The sequence below is a fragment of the Flavobacterium sp. ZE23DGlu08 genome (assembly GCF_030505335.1).
Classification (GTDB): domain Bacteria; phylum Bacteroidota; class Bacteroidia; order Flavobacteriales; family Flavobacteriaceae; genus Flavobacterium; species Flavobacterium algoritolerans.
On sequence record NZ_CP130045.1, the window covers coordinates 2,878,902 to 2,902,513 of the forward strand.

Here is a 23,612-nt window from a genome sequence, read left to right on the forward strand (position 1 = left end):
CGGTATTTGAAATACTGCTTTTTAAAAAATAAAAATGAAATATAAAATGTTGGTTTTGGACATGGATGACACTTTGTTAACCGATGACCATACCATTTCAGACGAGAATAAAGAAATGTTGTTTAAGGCACAGGAATTGGGTGTTTATGTTATTTTGGCTTCCGGAAGGCCAACACCAGCCATGACTGCTTATGCCAAAGAATTGCAACTGGATAATTCGTTTATGATATCGTATAATGGCGCTGTCATTACAGATTTAAAGGAAGATAAAGTCATTTTTGAACAAACGTTGACCCAGGAACAAATTCATGAATTGTATGATTACAGTTTAAAAAGTAATACCCATATTATTACTTATGTTGATGGGAAAATTGTGAGTGAGACAAATTCGGAATTTATTGAAATCGAAAAAAAAATCACAGGTTTAGAACACAATAAAGTCCTTAGTTTTAAAGATGAGGTTCAGTCTTCCGCTGTAAAATGTATTTTATTGGAAGAGCCAAGTTATTTAAAAGAAGTTGAAAAAGATTTGAAAGCCGCAATGCCACATCTTAGTGTGAGCATGTCGAAGCCATTTTTTCTTGAAGTAGCGCAAAATGGGATTGATAAAGCCGCCAGCATAAAAATTTTAGCAGAAAAACTGGATATAAATCAAAGTGAAATTATTGCTGTTGGAAACGCAGGAAATGATTTAACCATGATTGAATATGCAGGCTTGGGTGTTTGGGTCGATAATGTAACGCCAGAATTGAGAGATAAAGGAGATGTTATTGTAGCCTCAAATAATAATCATGGCGTGGCTGAAGTAGTGAGACGATTTATTTTGAATTAAAATTCAAATCAAAATAATAATAATTTAGTATCCGATACTTGTTCTCTAAAAGAGTCTGAGTGTCGGATTTAGTTTTTAATAAAATGGTTATTGTCTAAAAATTAATAGATTTTAGTTCGTAAATTTGCGCACTCAATTTTTTGACAACGATTTCATTAATTGAGTTATCTTATGGAAAATAGAAAAAAAGTTGCTTTTTATACGCTGGGTTGTAAACTAAACTTCTCAGAGACTTCTACGATTGCGCGTAATCTTCAAGACGAAGGTTTTGATCGGGTAGATTTTGAGGAAATTGCTGATATGTACGTGATTAATACCTGTTCAGTTACTGAAAATGCAGATAAGCAGTTCAAGCAAGTGGTGCGAAAAGCAATGAAATTGAATGACAAAGCATTTGTAGCGGCAGTAGGATGTTATGCGCAATTGAAACCGGAAGAATTAGCGAGTGTAGATGGAGTAGATTTGGTTCTTGGTGCAACAGAAAAATTTAAATTGGCGGATTATATTAATGATTTGTCCAAAAATGATTTTGGTGAAGTGCATTCCTGCGAAATAGCCGAAGCTGATTTTTATGTGGGAAGTTACTCAATAGGAGACAGAACCCGTGCCTTCTTGAAAGTGCAGGATGGTTGTGATTACAAATGTACCTATTGCACGATTCCGTTGGCAAGAGGAATTTCGAGAAGTGATGAATTGGAAAATGTATTGAAAAATGCTTCAGAAATTTCGAAACAAAATATCAAAGAAATTGTTCTTACCGGTGTCAATATTGGCGATTACGGTAAGGGTGAATTTGGAAATAAAAAACACGAACATACTTTTCTGGAATTAGTTCAAGAATTAGACAAAGTGGAAGGCATCGAAAGATTGCGAATTTCATCTATTGAACCAAATTTATTAAAGAACGAAACGATAGAATTTGTATCAAAAAGCAGAACTTTTGTACCGCATTTTCATATTCCGTTGCAATCTGGAAGCAATGACATTTTGAAGTTGATGAAACGTCGTTACCAACGTGAAGTTTATACCGAAAGAGTCAATAAAATTCGGGAAGTGATGCCACACGCTTGTATTGGTGTGGATGTGATTGTTGGTTTTCCTGGTGAAACAGACGAGCATTTCTTAGAAACCTACCATTTCTTGAATGAAATGAATATCTCCTATTTGCATGTTTTCACGTATTCAGAACGAGATAATACTGAAGCGGCTTCAATGGAAGGTGTTGTTCCTGCTAATGTTCGCGCCAAACGCAGCAAGATGTTACGCGGTTTATCGGTTAAAAAACGCCGTGCTTTTTATGAAAGTCAGTTGGGAAGTAATAGAACTGTTTTATTCGAAAGTGAAAATAAAGAAGGATACATTCACGGGTTTACCGAAAACTATGTAAAAGTAAAAACACCTTGGAATCCAGAATTAGTCAATACCTTACACGAAATTAATTTGACAAAAATTGATGAAGACGGAAGCGTGCGAATGGATTTTGTAAATGTTTTAGTTTAGACAGATTCAAGATTTCTATAAATAATAAAACCCCTTTTTCAAGGGGTTTTTGTTGTTTTAAAGTAAAAATAATTTACGGATTAGTAGACCAAATACTGCTGTTTTTGATAAAAACGCGACGGTTTAATTTGAGTTGCGCGATGATTAATTCGGCCATGTCTTCTGCCTGCATGACTTTATCAGGATTTCCGTCTGTCAAGTTTAGTTCTTTGGCCATATCAGTGGCAACAGTGCTTGGTGTTAATGCTGTTACACGAATATTATGTTTGCGCACTTCTTGCATCAAGGATTCTGTTAATCCTAAAACAGCAAATTTAGACGCACTATAAGCGCTGGTTAAAGCATTTCCGCTTAATCCGGCTGTTGAAGAAATATTGATGATATCACCTGTTTTTCTTTCAATCATATTTGGTAACACGGCGCGAGTCATATAATAAGTTCCCATTAAGTTTACCTGAATGATGCGTTCCCAATCCGTAGGTTCTAATTCTAAGAATTTTCCAAAAGCGGCTATTCCGGCATTGTTGATTAAAATATCAATAGTCCCAAATTCTGCCAATGCTTTTTCAACGGCAGCGTTTACCGAATTGATATCAGCAACATCAGCGGTTATTGCCAGTGCTTTTACTCTCAAAGAACGCACTTTTGCCGCTACACTATCTATTTCTTCCTGTGTTCTGGCAACCAAAATTATATTTACACCTTCTTTGGCTAATGCCAAAGCAATCGCTTTTCCAATTCCTTTTCCTGCGCCGGTGATTAAGGCATTTTTATTTTTTATGTCTGTCATTATATGAATTATTTTAGGCCAATAAAAGGCTGTGTTCTGTGCAAAAGTAGTACGTTTTATATTTGAAATCTATTTTTGATTTTCTATTTAATCTAAATTTAACGTTCTGTTATTTTGGATAAAAGGAACATTTTTAAAGGAATGGATATTATTTTTTGTCTAAACTCAATTTGTAAATATCCGTTTCTAAAACTTCGGTGTCTTTGTCTTCACAGAGTAGAAACTCGATTTTTTCTTTTGAATTTGTGTATAAAGTCAACCCTTCGAATTTATGGGTACTGCTAATTTTTTGGGTGAAATCGATTTTCATGGTTTTTAGGTTGATGCTCCCAATAAGACTTCCTAAAACTTCACCATCATCATAAGTAGATTCGGTATCTTCGGCTGTGGCCAAAAAATAGATACTGTTATCGACTAAAATCGCATCGGTAAAACTACTGCGTACTCCTTTTATTTTAGGGAGTTTGTAGGCATTAGAAAGTATAGTGAAATCATTGGTAAGGTTTTTACCTTCGATGGTGAAAAGAATATTTTTGTTGGAGCTTCCGTTACCTCGATTCAATAAAAACCAACTTTCGCCATTATAGATGGCGCCTTCGAGGTTGAAATCTTCTGGTTTTATTTCTCCAAAATTTTGCATGACTGCATACAAATCGGTGAGATCATTTGTGGCAATCACTTTTTTATCGCTGGAATTGACTTGTATCATTTTGTTTCTTTTCTCGGTGGAACCGGAACCAAAAACATACAAACTGTCTCCAAAATGGGTTATGGCTTCAAAATCAGCTTTGTCTTTTTTTAGTGTGTTCTCTGTTGGGTTTTCCAGTAATGGATGGCGTTTTAAATCTTTGGAATCCATTTGATATTCATAAAGAAAACCGCTGTTGTCACCAATGATCAGTAGGGAATTGTCTTTGTAAATGAGTCCTGATGCTGAACCAATGCCGATGATTTGAAACAGTAATTCGAGTGTAAATTTTTCCATTGTATTTGTTTTGAAAGCGAGTGCCTAGCCCAGATAGCAGTGAAAATCCTTTCTAGTCCTGAACTTGTTTCAGGATCCTGAAACAAGTTCAGGACTAGAAAGATTGCAACGAATAGCTGGAAAATGCTCCTTATAATTTGTTATATTTGAGTTTACAAAGATAAAATATTTCTTATGAAGTCTATAAATCCCGATGATTTTAAAGTGATTGGCAAAATTGATTTGTCAAAAATCCCTACGAACTTGTTTAATGGAGCCAGTGAGGATGATAAAGAGGAAAAACTGGATAAAGTTCAGACGAAATTGAGCGAGTTGCAGGATGTAATGTATGCGCATAATCGATACGGCGTTTTGATTTGTTTACAGGGCATGGATACATCTGGGAAGGATAGTCTGATTCGGGAAGTTTTTAAGGAATTTAATCCGCGTGGGGTTGTGGTGCATAGTTTTAAAACACCTAATTCAACAGAGTTAGAGCACGATTATTTGTGGCGCCATTATTTGGCTTTGCCAGAAAAAGGGAAGTTTGCGGTTTTTAATAGAACGCATTATGAGAATGTCTTGGTTACCCGTGTGCATCCGGAATATATTATGAATGAAAATTTGCCGGGAATTGAAAAAGTGGCTGATATAACACCACAGTTTTGGGAAAATAGGATGGAGCAAATCAATAATTTTGAAAAACACATTACGCAAAACGGTACGATAGTTTTGAAGTTTTACTTTCACATGAGTAAAGAAGAGCAACGCAAACGCTTGTTAAGAAGATTGGAAGAAGTGGAGCACCACTGGAAATTTTCGCCCGGAGATTTGAAAGAACGCGAGCATTGGGAGGAATACATGCAGTATTACGAAGAGGCAATTAATAAAACCGCTACAGAAAATGCACCTTGGTATATTATTCCTGCTGATGATAAAGAAATGGCACGTTATATTGTTGCCAAAATTATCTGGGAAGAAATGCAAAAACGTACTGATATTAAAGAACCGCAATTAGACGAAAAAGTTAAAGCTAATTTTGAAATGTATAAAGAGATGTTGAAGAAAGAGAATTAATGTAATAGATTTTCTTGCGAAAGTTACTTGAAGTTTATCATTGCATTACGGTACTGTTAGTATGTAAAATTATTGTTTTTCTCGCCTTTAAAATAAAGCCAACTCTTGGCTTTTTGTTAATATTCAATTCATTCAGAGTTTAAATTCACGGCATTACTTTGCTTGAAATTTAAACAATCAACCAAGATGAAAAGAATTATTTTACCAATGTTATTTTTAGTATCCTTAATCTCATGTGAGAATGATGCTAAATCTTCTAATGAAACAACGAGTGTTGTTTTAGTGAATCAATCAGCGACTCCAGTGTTATTGAAAAAGCAAGCTGGTTTTGAAAGCTTAGAGCTTTTTTCATTGATTGGTTCTGACGATGTTTTGGCAGGAAGCCCAAATTTTGTTTTTGGAGGATCTGCAGATGGATCAGGATTATTGAAAAATGCTGATGGTACTTTTACTTTTTTGGTGAATCACGAAGATAATTTTGCGGTATCAAGAGTAACTTTTGACAAAACATTCAAACCTACAAAAGGAGAATATTTATTGAATTCTAATGGTGGAACTTGGAGGTTATGTGGTGCTACAATGGCAACAGTTGCCGAAAATGGTTTTGGTCCATTGTATTTGACTTGTGGAGAATCTGGTGAAGAATCGCGTACTCATGCCATAAATCCTTTTGGAGATGTTGCTTCTGCTTCAGTTTCTAAAGAATTACCTGCTTTAGGAAGAATAAGTGCTGAAAATGCTTTACCGTTAAAAGCGTCTGCATTTGCAGGAAAAACGGTGGTTGTGATTGGAGATGATGATTCAGGAACGTATGGTGGCCAAGTGTTTATGTATGTTTCAAACACTGTTGGTGATTTAACGAACGGTTCTTTATACATGATGAAAAGAACGGATAACAATCAGAGAGAGAAAGATATGGTTGTCAATCAATCGTACGGTGTTTCTTTTGTGAAAATTGAGAACCATACTACAATGACAGGAGCCGCTATAAATGCATCTGTGAATACATTGAAAGGAATCAAATTTGGAAGAGTAGAGGATTTGGATTATAAAAAAGGTACAGATGCCGGAGCAAGAGAAATTTATTTTAATGTTACAGGACAAAATACTTCTGGTGCAAATGCAGATGCTTCAAGAACAAAATACGGTAGAGTTTACAAATTGAACTTAGATGCAAATAATCCTTTGGCTGGTACTCTTGAAGTAATTCTTGACGGAGATGACCGTACCGGAATTGCAGGGAAATTCCAAAATCCGGATAACATCTGTGTGACAAAAAACTACGTTTATGTTCAGGAAGATGCGAATGGATATGGTGATGAAACGCATGATGCTTACATCTACCAATATAATATAGCGACAAAACAATTGAAAGTGGTTGTTGAGTTAGACCATCGTCGTACGGCTACAGATGCTACTAAATATAATGTAGGAGGAACAAGTAAATTAGGGGATTGGGAATACGGAGCCATGATTGATGTTTCAGAGCAATTAGGGATTGATGATACCTTTTTACTAAGTGTTCAACCTCATACTTGGAGAGGAACAAAATACAAAGGAGTGGATGGAGGAACAAATTGTCCAAATGAAGACCAAGCAAGCCAAATTGTTTTAATCAAAGGATTAGCACGATAATAAACCCAATCAAATAGTTACAAATATCCACGGTTTCTTACTAGGAACCGTGGTTTTTGTTTTTTACAATTTTTTAAAGTTACTCGCATTTATCATGAAAAACAGTTTCATTTTATTGGTTCTAATTGTATTGTTCTCTTGCCAAAATGCTATTCCTAAGCATGAAACGGTAAATAATGTATTCAAATCAGATATTCTAAAAGTCATAGATGAGGTTTCTAAACTGGAGCATTTAATAAAGTTAAATTCCTCAACAGTTCAGCTCCAGAAACAATTTTTACTGGCGCATGGTAGTTACAAACAAGTGGAAACGATGAGTGAATATTATTTTCCGGCTGTTTCTAAAGCTATAAATGGTCCAGCCTTAGCAGAATTTGAAGAAAATGATGGAAAGACTTTGTCTCCCGAAGGATTTCAAGTGATTGAAGAATTTATTTTTCCGGCATATAATCCAAAATCAAAAGCGGAATTGCTGAAAGAAATGGGTATTCTATCGGCAAATTTAAAGCGTTTGGACAAAGTGTCACAGACAAATGAATTCACAGATTCCCATGTTTTTGATGCGATGCGTTTGGAAGTTTTTAGAATCATAACCTTGGGAATAACCGGATTTGATTCCCCGATTGCTCAAAAATCTATTCCGGAAGCAGCATCAGCATTAGAAAGTATCGAGAAATATTATAAAATCTATGCGGATAATTCAACCGATGAATCTTTTCAGAATGTTTTAAAAACGATTAAAAAAGGCAAGGAATATTTAAAAACAAATACCAACTTTAATGCATTTGATCGCGCTTTTTTTATTCGAGAAATCGCCAATCCGTTAAGTATCGGTTTGCATAAAACGCAAGTCAGCTTGAAAATTCCTTTTATAAAAGAAACAAGAGGACTGAAAACAACTGCACAGACACTTTTTGATGCAACTGCTTTTGATGCCGAAGCTTTCTCCGCATTTCCAGATTATGAAACAACGCCTGAAAAAATAGAATTGGGAAAGTTATTATTTAATGATCCTGTTTTATCGGGAAATAATGCTCGTTCTTGTGCTTCTTGTCACCATTCAGATAAAGCATTTACGGATGGTTTGGAGAAATCAGTTTCATTAGATGGTAAATCTTTGGTAAAAAGAAATACGCCTACGCTTACTCACATTGCATTTCAGCGTGCTTTCTTCTCAGATTCCAGAGTCAATTATCTAGAAGATCAGGCTGTAGCGGTAATTATCAATGAAAATGAAATGCACGGTTCTTTAGCAAAATCAGTTGCAGCTTTAAAAAAAGAAGCGAGTTATGTTGCCAAGTTCAAAAAGGCGTTTCCTAAAACAGCAATAGATGAATTTGGAATAAAAAATGCATTAGCATCCTATATAAGATCATTGAGTAATTATGATTCAAAGTTTGATGGATTTATGCAAGGTGAGGAAAAATTTGATTTAGATGAAATTGCAGGGTTTAATTTATTCACCGGAAAAGCAAAATGTGCTACCTGTCATTTTATTCCATTAACAAATGGAACTGTACCACCAAGTTTTATGAGATCAGAAAGTGAAGTGCTGGGCGTTCCTGATAAACATAAAAAATTAGATGCTGATTTGGGTAAATTTGAATTAACGAAAGCCGAAATTCATCGTAATTCTTTCAAAACACCAACCATAAGAAATGTAGAATTGACGGCGCCTTACATGCACAATGGTGTTTTTAAAACACTGGAAGAAGTGATTGATTTTTACAATGACGGCGGTGGAAACGGATTGGGGTTTAATTTACAAAATCAAACGTTACCCGAAGACAAACTGAACCTTACTGACTTGGAAAAAAAACAGCTTATCGCCTTTATGAAAACGTTGACAGATAAAAAGTACTCCCGATAGTAAACAAAAAATGCGCTGAATTTCAGCGCATTTTTATAACTAATTCAAAAAAGTTTTATAGTTCAAAACCGTAAGCCAAACGAACACCTACTTGTCCAACACCTTTTCCGAGAGAACCGTTGTTGTTTAAACGATCAAAATGATTGTAGTGTGTATAGTTCAAAGAAATATCTATGTATTTAGTAGCATAACCTATACTTGGAGATAACAATAAAGAAGTTTTATCTCTGGTATTGTCTACATTACTTACTGCAAATGCTGCACCAGCTTCTCCCATTACATAAAATTGGTCATTCCATACGAAAGCTTTAAAACCTGCTTTAGCTGGGATGATACCTAAATCTTTTCCTTCTGTTTGACCAGGAAACGTATCAGCTTTGCTTACAAATAAATTAGTGTAACCAGTTGTTAAAGTTAAAGAGTATCTTTTTGATAAATCATATTGTCCTCTTACATCAGCTCCTAGTGCTAATTTGTATGGGTCGCTAGTTGAATATCCTGCATTTGCACCAAATCCTAAACGGAATCCTTGATCGTAATTTGTAGCTGTAGTTGTTGTTTCTTGTGCTTGTACATTGTTAGCAAACATCATTGCTATTGCGAATACAAATAACATTTTGATTTTTCCTGTCGTTTTCATAATTGTAATATTTTTTATTAATAATTTTTTTTGGTGTTGTCTTGATTTTATTTAATTCTAAACAACGTTACAAATGTATAGCCCTCATAAGCCTGTTTTGTTATAGAATTACTTGGTTTTGTTATAGAATTCCTTGTTGGGTGAAATTATGCACTAAAAAAGAAGTGTTATATATGTAATAGTATTGATGCAATTGAAAGCTTCTAATTATCTTTGCCATCAAAAAAAAGCAAAAGTGAATTTATCTCAATACTTCAAAGAGTTTTCTTATAATATTAAATTAGCTTATCCTGTAGTTCTGGGAATGCTAGGACATACATTAATAGGAATCGTTGATAATTTCATGGTTGGAAAATTAGGTTCAACTGAATTGGCGGCAGTTTCATTGGGTAATAGCTTTATATTCATTGCTTTGTCTTTAGGGATAGGTTTTTCTACTGCAATAACTCCATTAGTGGCTGAGGCTGATGCCGAAAAAAATGATCAAAAAATCCGTACTACTTTTCATCACGGATTACTTTTATGTACGATTTTAGGAGTTGCATTATTTATTTTGACCGTATTGTCTAAACAAATTATGTATTTCATGCACCAACCCAAGGAAGTGGCTGAAATGGCTGCTCCTTATATTGATTGGGTTGCTTTTTCTTTAATTCCGGTGATTATGTATCAAGGGTACAAACAATTTGCCGATGGATTGTCTAAAACAAAATACTCCATGTACGCCATATTTATGGCTAACGTAGTGCATGTCTTTTTTAATTATGTACTGATTTACGGAATTTGGTTTTTTCCAAAATTAGGAATTCTGGGAGCTGCATTGGGAACGGTCTTATCAAGGATAATGATGGTGGTTTTCATGCATTACCTGATGAAAAAGAATTCTGCATTGAAAAAATATTTTAAGAATTTCAGTTTTAAAGAAATCAGAAAATCAATTTTGAAAAAGATTATCAATCTGGGTATGCCTTCAGCTATGCAAATGTTGTTTGAAGTAACTTTGTTTACCGCTGCAATTTGGCTTTCTGGTTCTTTGGGTAAAAATAGTCAGGCTGCCAATCAGATTGCACTTATTTTGGCATCCTCTACTTTTATGGTTGCAATGGGTTTAAGTGTTACGGCAATGATTCGAGTGAGTCATACTAAAGGAATGAATGATTTTAAAAAGTTGATTGTTGTTGCACGATCTATTTTTCTATTGGCGATTATACTTGAAACTTTTTTTGCGATAATCTTTGTGGTATTCCATAATTTTTTACCGCATTTATTCTTGAATATGACCGATTCAGCTCAGATGCTGGACAACGAAGAAATCATCATAATCACTTCAAAATTACTATTGATTGCAGCTATTTTCCAAATCTCGGATGGAATTCAAGTCGTTGTTTTGGGAGCATTACGTGGTTTGCAAGATGTAAAAATCCCTATGTACATTACCTTTGTGGCGTATTGGGTTATTGGTTTTCCTATTTCCTATTATTTAGGAAAATATACGGAACTTAAAGCCGTTGGAATCTGGATAGGACTTCTGGCGGGATTAACTGCTGCCGCTTTATTTTTGTATATTCGCTTTGCGAGATTAACAAGAAAGTTGGTGTTGCAAAATCATAACAAATAAAATAATAAATACTTAAATATTAAATTCATGGAATTACCAAAATTTTTACTAGGCGACAATACTGATTTCCCTGAGGATATTTTCATCATACACCTTGATTACCCTAGATTTATAATCAATCTGAAAGATGATGAGGTAGAGTTTATGGAAGAAGCAGAGGATCTTGACGAAGCAGAATTAAATGCAGAAATGGAAGGATTAATAGTTCTTGCCAATGAGTTTTATGATAGAGAAATTAAACTTTACGAGGAGTAGTTAACTTTTTGTCTTACCTAATCTATATCCAAATGAAAAATTTATTTATGTATTTCATGTTTATTTTTGGCACAATACTCATAATTAAAGGGGTTTTTAACTTTTTTCCGTTTGAAATTAAATCAAATATAAACGAAAGTGAAGCCTATAATTCTGGACATATTGTAGGATATGTTATTGGTAAATTTGGTAAGATTGCTCTTGGTGTTTTAATGTTAAAGTATGGATACCAAACTTATTTAGAAGGGAAAAGAAGAACAGAATAGATTAGTCTTTTTTAAAATACTTTTCCAATAATTTTTGAGCGGCTGCAAAGGGTGAAATTTCATCATTTTGCACCGCTTTTTTAGTTGAATCCAATGATTTTTGAATTTCAGCATTGCTGTAAAAATTGGTTTTCAATTGCTCGTTGATGGTCTCCAGCATCCAATATTGATTTTGTTCTTTTCGTTTTTCAAAAAAGTAATTATTGCCTTTAGTCAGTTCCATAAATTTTTGAATGGTTTCCCAAACATCAGGTATTCCTTCATGGGTAATAGCGCTGCAGGCAGCAGTTGTAGGAGTCCAACCTGATTTTTTGGCAGGGAAAAGATGCAATGCTCTATTGAATTCCAGTTTAGCAAGATGAGCTCTTTTGATATTGTCACCATCCGCTTTATTGATGACAATAGCATCGGCCATTTCCATAATGCCGCGTTTGATGCCTTGCAATTCATCGCCGGCACCAGAAATTTTTAATAGAAGAAAAAAATCAACCATGCTGTGAACAGCGGTTTCACTTTGGCCTACGCCAACCGTTTCTATAATGATAGTGTCAAAACCGGCAGCCTCACAAAGTGTAATGGTTTCACGGGTTTTTCGAGCGACACCACCTAATGTTTCACCTGAAGCTGAAGGTCGTATAAAAGCATTTTCATCTTTAACGAGTTCTTCCATTCGGGTTTTATCACCCAAAATACTTCCATGCGAAATCGTACTGCTGGGATCAACGGCAAGCACCGCTACTTTTTTTCCTAAACCAGTCAAATATTTTCCAAAAGCTTCAATGAAGGTACTTTTTCCAACGCCGGGAACTCCTGTAATGCCAATTCTAACTGATTTGTTGGCATATGGCAAACAGGCATTTATCACTTCATTGGCTTTCGCCAAATGACTTACATTCGTACTTTCCACTAAAGTAATCGCACGACTCAGCGCAGTTATATTTTCTTCTAAAATCCCTTTAACGAGTTCTTTTGCCGAAGGTTGTATCTTTCTAAATTGCTGAATATGTTCAACAGCAACAGTGCTGATAATTTCTGGAGCAGAAATTCCGGGTTTTTCGTTTAACGCGCTTGGATGGTGTTTTTTATTTGGCAAAACTATTTTTTAGAATAGTAAAAGTAGTGAAAACAAAAACAGTTTCAAAAAGCAACTGCCTTATGAAACTGTTTTATTTTAGAAAACATGCGGAATTAATAGGCTGCTGTAAAACGCACTTGATGGTGTTTTGGAGTTTCAATTTCATCAGCTATAACAACTGCTAAATCTTCAACGGATAAAATACTTCTTTGATTTTCATCAAAAACTGGGTTTTCTAACCCTAGACGGTATTTACCTGTTCTTCCTGTTGTGATGCCTTGATGCATTTCAAAAGCCGGACTGAAAAATGCCCAATCCAATTCTTTTTCTTCTCTAATAATATTCAAATAATCTCTTGCTGCAGTTGCTCCTGCGTAATATTCCTTTGGAAAATCCGGAGTGTCTACTGCTTGTAGATTTGGAGCTACAAACAAACTTCCTCCGCCACCAATGGTGATGAATCGTTTTACACCGGATTTTTTAACAGCTTCTTGAATCCCTTTTGAACCTTCAAGGAAATCGGTATATAAATTTGGATTAGTCCAACCTGCGCTGAAAGCATTTACAATCACATCATTTCCTGCAATAATTTTAGACAGTTCATCAACGTTATTAATATCTGCTTTTTCCCATTTGATATTCGAGTTTTCATCATTTTTTGGATTTCTGGCTATTGCTGTAATTTGGTGATTGCGATTTGCCAATTCATTTAAAATTGCTGAACCTACAAATCCTGTGGCTCCGATAATTGCGATTTTCATAATTATATGTATTTAAAAGTAATAAAAAATGTTACAGTTTAGTTTAAAAAAATAGTTTTAAAATTGATTAGAAAAATTTTCCAATGTAATACCGCTTAATTGTAAGCTGATTTTTTCATTGATATTTTCATATAAATTTTCTAAATTTTCATTTATTTTTTTTCCGACAGGGCAATTTGGATTGGGTGTGTTTTTTGAAAATCCCAAAGTAACAGTGTCAAAAGTCATTTTGAAAATGGTGTCTAACGAAATGTTTGATGCCGATTTTAATAATTTTGTACCGCCGTTTTTGCCTTCTTTACTTTCTACAATATTATTTTTCTTCAGGTTTGCAATTTCTTTTCTTACCAAAACGGGATGTAAGTTCATGCTTCCTGCTATAAATTCTGAAGATAAATATTCATCTGGGAATTTAGTGAGTAAGGTGAGGATATGTATTGTTATTGCAAATTTACCTGAAATCATACTGTAATAAAATATATTACAAATATACGTCTAAAATTGTAATTTCCAATTATTGTTGCTTTTTTAACATATTGTAGCATCTAAAGCAGTTTTTTCTACTTCTCAAAATAAATTTAAATGGTATTTTTGTAATCAAATTAAGCTATGACTAATTTCATCCTAATCTTTGTTTTTTTATTTCTAGGCATTGTATTCCAAAATATAAAAGGGTTTCCTGTAACTGTTTACAAGCTATTAAACAAGATTGTTATTTATATCTGTCTCCCAGCGCTGGCCTTGTATTATATTCCAAAAATAAAATGGAGTAATGAATTGTTATTCCCAATTGGAGTTGCTTGGATTGGATTTGTTGTATCCTATTTATTTTTTAGTTTTTTAGGCAGCAAATTTGGCTGGTCTAAAAAACTCATTGGATGTTTGATTTTAACGGCAGGTTTGGGCAATACTTCCTTTTTAGGTTACCCAATAATTGAAGCATTATATGGAGAAGAAGGTTTGAAAACGGCTATTTTAGTCGATCAACCCGGTTCTTTTGTGGTGCTTTCTACCTTAGGAATTCTGGTAGCAACTTTATATTCCAGTGGCAACCCTAGCGGTTTTCAAATCGCCAAAAAAATTCTTTTTTTTCCTCCATTTATAACTTTTTTAATTGCCTGTTTGATGAATGTTTTTAATTTCGATTTTCAGGATTACGTTCAGCTTTTATTGCTAAAACTGGGAAGTGGAGTGACACCTTTGGCTTTGCTTTCTGTTGGTTTGCAACTGCGTTTTGACCGGAAAAGCCAGCATTGGAAGTTTTTAGGACTGGGACTTTTGTATAAATTAATATTGACTCCGGCTCTCATTTACGTGTTGTATGTCGTAATTTTGCAACAGCATTCTAAAATTATTCAGGTTGCCATATTAGAGTCAGCGATGGCACCCATGATTACCGCTTGTATTTTAGCTTCTACTCACGGTTTAAAACCTCGTTTAAGCAGTATGATGATAGGTTTTGGAATCCCGTTGTCGTTTATCACCTTGTTATTTTGGTATTTTGTAGTTCAGTTTGTTTAATTTTTTTTAATCTAATATGGATCAATAATTAGTAATATAGTTTTTTTAAAAATATGAATTCATCTCTTGATACTGTATCAAAAATAGATACAACTCCTATTGCTCAGCAAACCGTTTATTCTATATTATTTTCTATTGCATTCGCCCATTTATTGAATGATTTATTACAAGCCGTAATTCCGGCAGCGTATCCTATTTTAAAAGAAAATTTCAATTTAACCTTCACACAAATCGGGTTAATCACCTTGGCCTATCAATTGGCGGCTTCTATATTACAGCCTTTGGTTGGTTTGTATACGGACAAACGACCAAAGCCTTTTTCTCAAATTTTCGGAATGCTGTTTACCTTATCCGGAATCGTATGTTTATCGTATGCTTCCAGTTTTTCAATGATTATAATTTCGGTTGTTTTGGTTGGTATTGGTTCTTCGATTTTTCATCCTGAAGCTTCCCGAATCTCCTTTTTGGCATCTGGAGGAAAGCGTGGTTTGGCACAATCCATTTTCCAGTTGGGAGGCAATGCTGGAACAGCTATCGGTCCTTTATTAGTAGCCTTAATTGTGGTTCCTAATTCACAATATTACATCATTTGGTTTGTGGTTGTTGCCATTATCGGATTGATAGTTTTGAGTAGAATTGCACTTTGGTACCAAAACCATTTAAGTTTAAGAAGTACCAAGAAAGCCGTAATCGATTTGCCTAATTTATCCCAAAAAAAGATTGTAATCTCAGTGGGAATTTTGTTGGTTCTGATATTTTCAAAATTCTTTTACATGGCCAGTATGTCCAGCTATTTTACGTTTTATTTAATCGAAAAATTTGGATTATCGGTTCAGGAAGCGCAATTTCATTTGGTTTTATTTTTGGCTTCTTGTGCCATTGGAACCTTAATCGGAGGGCCGTTAGGCGATAAATTCGGAAGAAAATATGTGATTTGGTTTTCAGTTTTGGGAGCCGCACCTTTTACTTTATTGTTGCCGTATGTCGATTTGTTTTGGACAGGCGTTTTATCAGTCTTAATAGGAATCATAATCTCCTCTGCATTTCCGGCAATCTTAGTTTATGCACAAGAATTATTGCCTAAAAAACTCGGAATGGTTTCCGGTCTTTTCTATGGTTTTGCTTTTGGAATGGGTGGTTTGGGTTCCGCTTTATTGGGGAATCTTGCAGATCACACCAGCATAACGTACGTGTATTATCTTTGTGCCTACTTGCCTTTGATAGGGATTATAGCGCTCTTTTTACCAAATTTAAAGAAAAAATAAGACGTCTTTTCAGGAGCTTTTTACTTGGTCAGTTCGCTTCGTTCGTGTCCTGCTTTACACTATATCTTTTGTTTTTAAAAAAAAACAAAAGGATTGCTCCCGAAACTTCGGGACGATCAGGGCTAAGGCATTTGGTTTCCTAATGATATTTTTTGTAAGTATTGCTTTCTGGGTTTTACAAAAATTAGTACAATTTTAAGATTAGTTTCATCCTTTGTTGCTTTTATTTCAATAACTTACAGTGTTACTAATTAATAAAATAAACTACTATGGCAACATTACGATTAGGCGATATTGCTCCTGATTTTGAAGCAGAAACGTCACAAGGAAAAATAAAATTTCATGATTGGTTAGGAGATTCTTGGGGTATTTTGTTCTCTCATCCAGCTGATTTCACACCTGTTTGTACCACGGAGTTAGGAACAGTTGCAAATTATTATCCTGAATTTGAAAAACGAAATGTAAAAGTAATCGCATTGAGTGTTGATGGAATAGATTCGCACATGGAGTGGATCAAAGACATCAACGAAACTCAAAATACAACTGTAAATTTCCCTATAATTGCCGATGAAGACAAGCGTATTGCTGAATTATACGATATGATTCATCCCAACGCAAGTGAGAGTTTTACGGTTCGTTCGGTTTTTATAATTGGACCAGACAAGAAAATAAAATTAATGATGACCTATCCTGCGTCAACCGGTAGAAATTTTGATGAACTTTTGCGTGTAGTTGATAGTTTGCAATTGACAGCTAATTATAGCGTTGCAACGCCGGCCAACTGGAAAGATGGTGATAAAGTAGTAATCTCGACTGCAGTTAAAGACGAAGATATTGCGGCTAAATTTCCAAAAGGCTACGAGAGGGTAAAACCGTATTTAAGAATGACCCCGCAGCCTAATAAATAGTAATTTTCACTATATCTTTTAAATAGAAAAGCAGAATAAATTTATTTTTATTCTGCTTTTCTATTTTGTCAAAAGTTTAATTTTTTACTTCTTATTGGTAATTAATAACCCGGAAATAATGATTCCCATACTTATGATTTGGGTTAGCAAAATAGCTTGATTTAGAAAAAAATACGCCAGAATCCCACTGAAAACGGGAATCAAATAATAAATCAATGCTGTTTTTGAGGTTCCAATTAATCGAATGGCTTCGTTCCATAAATAAAAAGAAATTAAGGAAGCGCAAACGCCAACGTATGTGGTTACCGAGACTGTTTTAGTGTCAAAAATCACTTTTTTATAATAGATATGTTCATACAGATAAAAAGGGAACAGTAAAATTGTACCAATTACGAAAACACTAAACAAAAATACTTTTGGGCTTAATTCGTCTGGTTTTTTACGTACTAAAATAGTGTAGTAAGCAAAAAAGAAGCAAGCCACTAGCATCAATACATCTCCAATGGTGAAGTTGATATGGAGTAATGCTTGTAAGGAACCTTTGGAAATAAGCACTAAAACTCCTGTGATTATGGTTGCAATTCCCACTATTTTTACATTGGAAACTTTCTCTTTAAAAATAATTCTGGAAAGGACAACAATAAACAAGGGAATCGAAATGGCGATTAATGATAAATTAACTGCACTTGTTGTTTTTCCTGCAAAATAAATCAGCGTGTTAAAAATAGTGATGCCTAATACTGCTGTAAGCGTAAGATACCGAATGTGTTTCTTTACAATTTTGAAATTTTCAAGAGTGCTTTTTATGGCAAACGGAGCCAAAACAATACAAGCAACTGTCCAGCGCCAAAAAGCCAATCCAACAGGAGGAATATGACCTTTTATCCCACTGGCGATTACCATATTTACGGACCAAAGAAAGGTAGCTAACAGTGCAAATAAAATCCCTTTAGTTGTGTTGTTCATTAAATAAGACTGTTTATTTTGGCATATTGTAACAACATAATGGTCTTTGCATCTTGCATTTGACCGGATTCAATCATAGCATAGGCTTCGTCAAAAGACATTTCCATTACATCTATATTTTCTTCTTCATGTGCTACTCCACCACCGTCACTCACTTTCATGGATTCATCGTATTCACCTATAAATAAATATAAAATTTCTGTTACTGCACCCGGAGACATATACGTTTCCATTACCTTTTTTACTTTAGAAATGCGGTATCCTGTTTCTTCTTCGGTTTCTCGAATGATGCATTGCTCAGGATTGTCTGCGTCCAAAAGTCCAGCACAAACCTCAATCATCATTCCGGTTTCATTTCCGTTAAGATAGGTTGGGAGGCGAAACTGTCGTGTTAGAATAACTGTTTTTTGTAGTGTGTTATAAAGCAAAATAGCGGCGCCATTTCCTCTATCATAAACTTCTCTTCTTTGGGTAATCCAGGACTCGTCTTTTTTTTGATAGTCAAAAGTTACTTTGTTTAAGATGTACCAATTGTCTGATAGCAATTCGGTTTTTTGGATTTTAATAGCTGGATTTTTCATTCGGTTGTATTGATTTTTAAACTAAAAAAAACGCTCTGAATTTCAGAGCGTTTAGTAATCTTATTTTAGAATAGTTTGCTTTCTGTCTGGACCTACAGAAACTATTTTGATAGGAACTTCCACTTCTTTTTCAATGAATTGAATGTATTCTTTCAACTCTGTCGGTAATTCATCATACGTAGTCATACCCGTTAAATCTTGTTTCCAACCTTTGAAATCTTGATAAACCGGAGTTACATTTTCTGGTTCGATGTTATAAGGGAAATGAGAAATTTTCTCTCCTTTATAATTGTATTCCGTACATACTTTCAACGTTTCAAATCCTGAAAGTACATCGCCTTTCATCATCATCAGTTGCGTTACACCATTAACCTGAACAGCATATTTAAGTGCTACTAAGTCTAACCAGCCACAACGTCTTTGTCTTCCGGTTACTGATCCAAATTCATTTCCTACACGTGCCATAGTTGCACCATCTTCGTCAAAAAGTTCAGTAGGGAAAGGACCACTTCCTACGCGTGTTACGTAAGCTTTGAAAATTCCGTATACTTCCTTGATTTTATTTGGAGCAATCCCTAAACCGGTACAAGCACCTGCAGCAGTTGTGTTAGATGAAGTTACAAATGGATACGTTCCAAAATCAACATCCAATAATGAACCTTGAGCACCTTCACATAGTATTGATTTACCTGCTTTTTGAGCTTGGTGTAAATATTCTTCACTATCGATGAAATCTAATTTTTTTAGTTCTTCGATGGCTTCAAAAAATTCTTTTTCTAATTCCTCTAAATTGTATTGGATAGCAACATCGTAGAATTTAATCATTGCTTCATGCTTGTCAGCCAAAGCTCTGTAACGATCTGCAAAATCTTCTAATTCGATATCACCTACACGAAGACCATTTCTTCCTGTTTTGTCCATATAAGTAGGGCCAATTCCTTTTAATGTAGAACCAATTTTTGCTTTTCCTTTAGAAGCCTCAGAAGCAGCGTCTAATAAACGGTGTGTTGGTAAAATTAAATGTGCTTTTCTTGAAATGATTAATTTGCTTTTGATGTCTAAATTAAATTTTTCAAGACCTTCAATTTCTTTTTGAAAAACAACAGGATCAATTACTACTCCATTTCCAATGATGTTTACAGCAGTTTTATGAAAAATACCAGAAGGAATAGTTCTAAGAACATGTTTTATTCCGTCAAATTCCAAAGTGTGTCCTGCATTTGGACCTCCTTGAAAACGAGCAATAATATCATAATTTGAAGTTAGAACATCAACAATTTTTCCTTTTCCTTCATCTCCCCATTGTAATCCTAGTAATAAATCTACGGTCATTCTATCTGTTATTTTGTAGTTAGTGATATATTGAAGGGACAACTAGTAAGTTATCCGTACTATTTTTGTTTTTTTATTCCATATAAATATAAGGAATGGTTGGTAATCTCTATGTCGAATATTTCTTCGATTGTTTTTTTGATACTTTGAATTCTTGGATCACAAAACTCAATTACTTCACCAGTATCCGTCATTATAATATGATCGTGCTGTTTGTCAAAATATGATTTTTCATAATGTGCTTGATTTTGTCCAAATTGGTGTTTACGCACTAAAGCACAATCCAATAGCAATTCAATCGTATTGTAAAGAGTTGCTCTACTCACACGATAGTTTTTATTTTTCATTTTGATATAAAGGTTCTCTACATCAAAATGTTCTTCGCTATCGTAAATTTCCTGAAGGATAGCATAACGTTCAGGAGTTTTGCGATGTCCTTTTTTTTCAAGATACATTGTAAAAACATTTTTTACAATTTCTTGGTTTTTGGTGTTATCTGTGGAAATGAGTGTCATATGCGGGCAAAGATAAATTTTTTAGTTTAAAGTATAAAGTTTAAGGTTTGTTTAGTTTCAAGTTTTTTAGTTTCACGTAGAACAAATTGAGATTTGAAACTAAAAACTGGATTTTTTTCTATGTTTTATAAACCCTTGTTACTTTATCGATTCCGTCAATTTTTTTGATGTTGTTGATCATTTTTTTCAAAATGGTGTTGTTTTGAACAATTACCGCAACTTGACCATGAAAAATCCCTGCATCGGTACTCAAAGAAATACTCTGAATATTAACATGCATATTGTTGGAAATTACCTTTGTTAGCTGGTTTGTGAGTCCTAAAACATCCATTCCGGTTATGTTTATGATGGCTTTGAATTCTTCTTGTGAAGAGTCAATCCATTTAGCTGTCATTATTCGGTAGGCATAGTTGGATTGCATCCCAATGGCGTTCGGGCAATCTTTTTTATGCACTTTTATTCCTTCGTTGATGGTTACAAATCCAAATACATCATCACCAGGTATTGGGTTGCAACAAGGTGATAATTTGTAATCCAGTTTGTCGTGTTCTTTACCAAAAACAAGCATGTCGTAACTGCTGCTAATGATTGGTTTATGGATGTCTTCGTCAGCGGTGCTTGGCGAACGTTTCATTTTATTTTTGAAAAAATTAATGAAAGTATTGCTTTTTTGTGCTGCGTAATCTTTGAGTTGTTGGTTTTCAATGGCACCAATTCCCACTCTATAAAATAAATCTAAACTGGTTTTTAGTTTGAAAAAGTTAACCAATTCGTTTACCACTGATTCGTTCAATGTTATTTTTAAATGCTTTAGTTTTCGAGTTAGGAGTTCTTTTCCTTCTTCGCCAATTTTCTTGGTGTTTTCGTTTAAAACATTTTTTATTTTCGTTTTGGCTCTGGATGTAGTTACGTAATCCAGCCAGTTGACAGTAGGTTTTTGATGTTGTGAGGTAATGACTTCAATTTGGTCACCACTTTTTAATTCGAAATTCAAAGGAACTAATTTCCCATTAACACGTGTTCCTCTGGTTCTAATTCCTATTTCGGAATGAATGCTGAAAGCAAAATCAAGTGAAGTAGCGCCTTTTGGCAATGATTTTATTTCTCCTTTTGGGGTAAATACAAAGATTTCTTTAGAATATAAATTCATTTTGAAATCTTCCACAAAATCTACTGCATTCGTTTCTGAATTTTCTAGAGCTTCTTTTAGTAAATTTAACCAAACATCCAAACCGCTTTCTTCAGTAGCGCCATTTTTATATTTGTAGTGAGCTGCATATCCTTTTTCTGCAATTTCGTCCATGCGTTCACTTCGAACCTGAACTTCAACCCAGCGTCCTTTTGGTCCCATTACTGTAATATGTAACGCTTCGTAGCCAGTAGATTTTGGTGACGAAATCCAGTCGCGTAAACGACTTGGGCTTGGTCTGTAATGATCCGTTACGATAGAATAAATCTTCCAGGCGAGAAATTTTTCGTCGTGGGGATTTGATTTGTAAACGATTCGCAAGGCAAACTTATCATACACTTCATCGAAGCTTACGTTTTGCGCTTTCATTTTTCGACGAATAGAATAGATAGATTTTGGACGACCTTTTATAATGTACTCAATTCCTTCCTCATCCAAAGCGGTTTTTAGAACAGCAGTAATATCAGCGATGTAAGCATCTTGCTCTTCTTTGGTTTCTTTTATTTTGCTTACAATGTCATTGTAAACGGCAGGTTCAGTGTACTTTAACCCTAAATCTTCTAGCTTCGTTTTTATGTTGTATAACCCCAGTCGATGCGCTAATGGTGCGTATATGTATAAAGTTTCCGATGCAATTTTAGTTTGTTTGTCTTCCTGCATCGATTCCATAGTCTGCATATTGTGCAAACGATCGGCTAGTTTAATCAAAATCACTCGAACATCATCATTCAGTGTAAGAATCATTTTCCTGAAATTCTCGGCTTGTAATGATGCATTCAAATCTTTTTGAACCATGGATATTTTGGTTAATCCCTCAACGATTTGAGCCACTTTAGGATTAAACAAACGTTCGATATCTTGAATAGTAGTTGGTGTGTCTTCAACCACATCATGCAATAATGCAGCAGCGATGGATGTGGCTCCCAAACCTATTTCGGAAGCAACAATTTTTGCCACAGCAATTGGGTGGAAGATATAGGCTTCACCTGATTTTCTGCGTTGCTCTTTATGAGCTTCTACGGAAACATCAAATGCTTTTCGGATTAATTTTTTGTCTTCAGGTGTTAAAGTTTGGTAACTTATGCGAAGCAATTCTTTATATTCTTGGGCAATTGCCTTGTTTTCTTTTTCTAAATCTATTTCTGTCATAACGGCATTGTTCATTTCCTAAAAATAAGAATAAGTTGGGAGATATGCAAATGTATATTTGAATTTTAAACTAAAAATACTTGGGTTTATCTTGAAATTTGCAATCAAAAAATCTAAAACCCTCTCTGTCTTTTTGCTTCAAAAATCAAGATGGCTGCTGCAACCGAAACATTCATGGAATCGATCTCGCCTTGCATTGGAATAATAATATTTTGGGTTGCTTCTTTTCGCCATTCCTCCGTCAATCCGGTGGCTTCTGTTCCTACAACCAGTGCTGTTGACGTAGTATAATCCTGTGTGTGATACGAAGTCGAGTTTTGTAATGTCGCACAATAAAAATTGATTTTCCGTTCTTTCAAAAACGCAATAATTTCGGATGTTGTTCCGGTTGCAATTTGGTTGGTAAACAAACAACCCACGCTGGAACGCACAATATTTGGATTGTATAAATCGCTTTTTGGATTGGCAATGATCACCGCATCAAGATTAGCAGCATCGGCAGTACGAAGCAAAGCTCCAATATTCCCTGGTTTTTCCGGCGCTTCGGCAATAAGAATCAATGGGTTTTCAGATAATTTCAAATCAGATAATTGCATCGATTTGGTTTTGGCTACAGCCAAAATGCCTTCAGTGGTATCTCTGTAAGCGAGTTTTTGATACACTTCTTTATTGATTTCTATCAATTCGGCATTTTTAGATAATTGACGGGCTTCGTTTTCTGAACAAATTTCAGGTAAAAATAACAGCGTTTCCATTTCGTAACCGCCCTTGATGGCAATAGAAATTTCGCGTTTTCCCTCAATTAAAAAGGTTCCAGATTGTTTACGTGCTTTTGCTTTTTCCTGCAATTGCACTAAAGATTTTATGTATGGATTTTGTATCGAAGTGATTTGTTTCAAGAGG

At 34.7% G+C, this 23,612-nt stretch carries 23 protein-coding genes; 11 read left to right on the plus strand and 12 right to left on the minus strand.

The genetic code is table 11. The features are described from left to right. Positions 1-34: 34 nt before the first annotated feature. Positions 35-832 (plus strand): Cof-type HAD-IIB family hydrolase, encoded by a 798-nt coding sequence (locus tag Q1W72_RS12690; protein ID WP_099714607.1) that lies wholly within the window; start codon positions 35-37, stop codon positions 830-832. Positions 833-1,003: 171 nt separating this feature from the next. Next, positions 1,004-2,332 carry a tRNA (N(6)-L-threonylcarbamoyladenosine(37)-C(2))-methylthiotransferase MtaB gene (mtaB, locus tag Q1W72_RS12695; protein WP_302135666.1) on the plus strand — a complete coding sequence of 443 codons (1,329 nt, stop codon included), beginning with the start codon at positions 1,004-1,006 and terminating at the stop codon, positions 2,330-2,332. Between the two features lie 73 nt (positions 2,333-2,405). Here mtaB and Q1W72_RS12700 read toward each other — a convergent pair whose 3' ends face one another. Continuing rightward, positions 2,406-3,122: a 3-ketoacyl-ACP reductase gene (locus Q1W72_RS12700; RefSeq protein ID WP_302135667.1), complete on the minus strand. Its 717-nt coding sequence runs from the start codon at positions 3,120-3,122 to the stop codon at positions 2,406-2,408. A gap of 148 nt (positions 3,123-3,270) precedes the next feature. Further along, positions 3,271-4,107 carry a hypothetical protein gene (locus Q1W72_RS12705; RefSeq protein ID WP_302135668.1) on the minus strand — a complete coding sequence of 279 codons (837 nt, stop codon included), beginning with the start codon at positions 4,105-4,107 and terminating at the stop codon, positions 3,271-3,273. Between the two features lie 174 nt (positions 4,108-4,281). On the opposite strand from Q1W72_RS12705, the gene Q1W72_RS12710 reads away from it, so the two are divergent. The 3 genes from Q1W72_RS12710 to Q1W72_RS12720 all read left to right on the plus strand — a co-directional run bounded on the left by Q1W72_RS12710 (position 4,282) and on the right by Q1W72_RS12720 (position 8,668). Further along, positions 4,282-5,163 (plus strand): PPK2 family polyphosphate kinase, encoded by an 882-nt coding sequence (locus Q1W72_RS12710; RefSeq protein WP_099714611.1) that lies wholly within the window; start codon positions 4,282-4,284, stop codon positions 5,161-5,163. Positions 5,164-5,349: 186 nt separating this feature from the next. After that, positions 5,350-6,798, plus strand: coding sequence for a hypothetical protein (locus Q1W72_RS12715; protein ID WP_302135669.1), 1,449 nt, complete (start codon positions 5,350-5,352; stop codon positions 6,796-6,798). Positions 6,799-6,892: 94 nt separating this feature from the next. After that, entirely contained in the window at positions 6,893-8,668 is a 1,776-nt protein-coding gene (locus Q1W72_RS12720) for a cytochrome c peroxidase (protein WP_302135670.1), read from the plus strand. Positions 8,669-8,723: 55 nt separating this feature from the next. Here Q1W72_RS12720 and Q1W72_RS12725 read toward each other — a convergent pair whose 3' ends face one another. Next, positions 8,724-9,308, minus strand: coding sequence for a hypothetical protein (locus tag Q1W72_RS12725; RefSeq protein ID WP_099714614.1), 585 nt, complete (start codon positions 9,306-9,308; stop codon positions 8,724-8,726). Between the two features lie 235 nt (positions 9,309-9,543). Between Q1W72_RS12725 and Q1W72_RS12730 the strand changes: the two genes are divergently transcribed. Genes Q1W72_RS12730 through Q1W72_RS12740 form a run of 3 tightly spaced genes read left to right on the plus strand, consistent with a single transcriptional unit; the run spans position 9,544 to position 11,447 of the window. Beyond that, positions 9,544-10,926, plus strand: a complete 1,383-nt coding sequence (locus Q1W72_RS12730) for an MATE family efflux transporter (RefSeq protein ID WP_099716281.1) — start codon at positions 9,544-9,546, stop codon at positions 10,924-10,926. A 27-nt stretch (positions 10,927-10,953) separates the two neighbouring features. Beyond that, entirely contained in the window at positions 10,954-11,181 is a 228-nt protein-coding gene (locus tag Q1W72_RS12735) for a hypothetical protein (protein ID WP_091204000.1), read from the plus strand. A 32-nt stretch (positions 11,182-11,213) separates the two neighbouring features. After that, positions 11,214-11,447 (plus strand): hypothetical protein, encoded by a 234-nt coding sequence (locus Q1W72_RS12740; protein WP_099714615.1) that lies wholly within the window; start codon positions 11,214-11,216, stop codon positions 11,445-11,447. 1 nt (position 11,448) lies between these two features. Here the strand turns inward: Q1W72_RS12740 and meaB are convergent, their stop codons facing one another. The 3 genes from meaB to Q1W72_RS12755 all read right to left on the minus strand — a co-directional run bounded on the left by meaB (position 11,449) and on the right by Q1W72_RS12755 (position 13,748). Continuing rightward, positions 11,449-12,540 carry a methylmalonyl Co-A mutase-associated GTPase MeaB gene (gene meaB, locus Q1W72_RS12745; RefSeq protein WP_233206870.1) on the minus strand — a complete coding sequence of 364 codons (1,092 nt, stop codon included), beginning with the start codon at positions 12,538-12,540 and terminating at the stop codon, positions 11,449-11,451. Positions 12,541-12,635: 95 nt separating this feature from the next. Further along, positions 12,636-13,283, minus strand: a complete 648-nt coding sequence (locus Q1W72_RS12750; protein WP_099714617.1) for an NAD(P)-dependent oxidoreductase — start codon at positions 13,281-13,283, stop codon at positions 12,636-12,638. A gap of 57 nt (positions 13,284-13,340) precedes the next feature. Then, positions 13,341-13,748 carry an Rrf2 family transcriptional regulator gene (locus tag Q1W72_RS12755; RefSeq protein ID WP_099714618.1) on the minus strand — a complete coding sequence of 136 codons (408 nt, stop codon included), beginning with the start codon at positions 13,746-13,748 and terminating at the stop codon, positions 13,341-13,343. Between the two features lie 144 nt (positions 13,749-13,892). On the opposite strand from Q1W72_RS12755, the gene Q1W72_RS12760 reads away from it, so the two are divergent. The 3 genes from Q1W72_RS12760 (at position 13,893) to Q1W72_RS12770 (ending at position 16,977) form a co-directional block, all read left to right on the plus strand. Next, a complete protein-coding gene (locus tag Q1W72_RS12760; protein WP_302135671.1) occupies positions 13,893-14,804 on the plus strand; it encodes an AEC family transporter in 912 nt (303 codons plus the stop codon). Between the two features lie 53 nt (positions 14,805-14,857). Beyond that, positions 14,858-16,069 carry an MFS transporter gene (locus Q1W72_RS12765; RefSeq protein WP_099714620.1) on the plus strand — a complete coding sequence of 404 codons (1,212 nt, stop codon included), beginning with the start codon at positions 14,858-14,860 and terminating at the stop codon, positions 16,067-16,069. Positions 16,070-16,338: 269 nt separating this feature from the next. Further along, complete coding sequence (locus Q1W72_RS12770) at positions 16,339-16,977, plus strand: peroxiredoxin (RefSeq protein ID WP_302135672.1); 639 nt, start codon at positions 16,339-16,341, stop codon at positions 16,975-16,977. Positions 16,978-17,061: 84 nt separating this feature from the next. Here Q1W72_RS12770 and Q1W72_RS12775 read toward each other — a convergent pair whose 3' ends face one another. The 6 genes from Q1W72_RS12775 to Q1W72_RS12800 form a co-directional block, all read right to left on the minus strand. Next, positions 17,062-17,943: a DMT family transporter gene (locus Q1W72_RS12775; protein WP_099714622.1), complete on the minus strand. Its 882-nt coding sequence runs from the start codon at positions 17,941-17,943 to the stop codon at positions 17,062-17,064. Beyond that, positions 17,943-18,524, minus strand: a complete 582-nt coding sequence (nudK, locus tag Q1W72_RS12780) for a GDP-mannose pyrophosphatase NudK (protein WP_099714623.1) — start codon at positions 18,522-18,524, stop codon at positions 17,943-17,945. The genes Q1W72_RS12775 and nudK overlap by 1 nt, the downstream gene beginning before the upstream one ends. 60 nt (positions 18,525-18,584) lie before the next feature. After that, positions 18,585-19,856: an adenylosuccinate synthase gene (locus Q1W72_RS12785; protein WP_099714624.1), complete on the minus strand. Its 1,272-nt coding sequence runs from the start codon at positions 19,854-19,856 to the stop codon at positions 18,585-18,587. Positions 19,857-19,915: 59 nt separating this feature from the next. Further along, positions 19,916-20,371: a Fur family transcriptional regulator gene (locus tag Q1W72_RS12790; protein WP_035670620.1), complete on the minus strand. Its 456-nt coding sequence runs from the start codon at positions 20,369-20,371 to the stop codon at positions 19,916-19,918. 118 nt (positions 20,372-20,489) lie between these two features. Further along, the gene (locus tag Q1W72_RS12795; protein ID WP_099716282.1) at positions 20,490-22,709 is read right to left on the minus strand and encodes a bifunctional (p)ppGpp synthetase/guanosine-3',5'-bis(diphosphate) 3'-pyrophosphohydrolase; all 2,220 of its coding nucleotides are present in this window, start codon (positions 22,707-22,709) and stop codon (positions 20,490-20,492) included. 113 nt (positions 22,710-22,822) lie between these two features. Then, positions 22,823-23,608, minus strand: a complete 786-nt coding sequence (locus tag Q1W72_RS12800; protein ID WP_099714625.1) for an RNA methyltransferase — start codon at positions 23,606-23,608, stop codon at positions 22,823-22,825. Positions 23,609-23,612 lie beyond the last annotated feature (4 nt).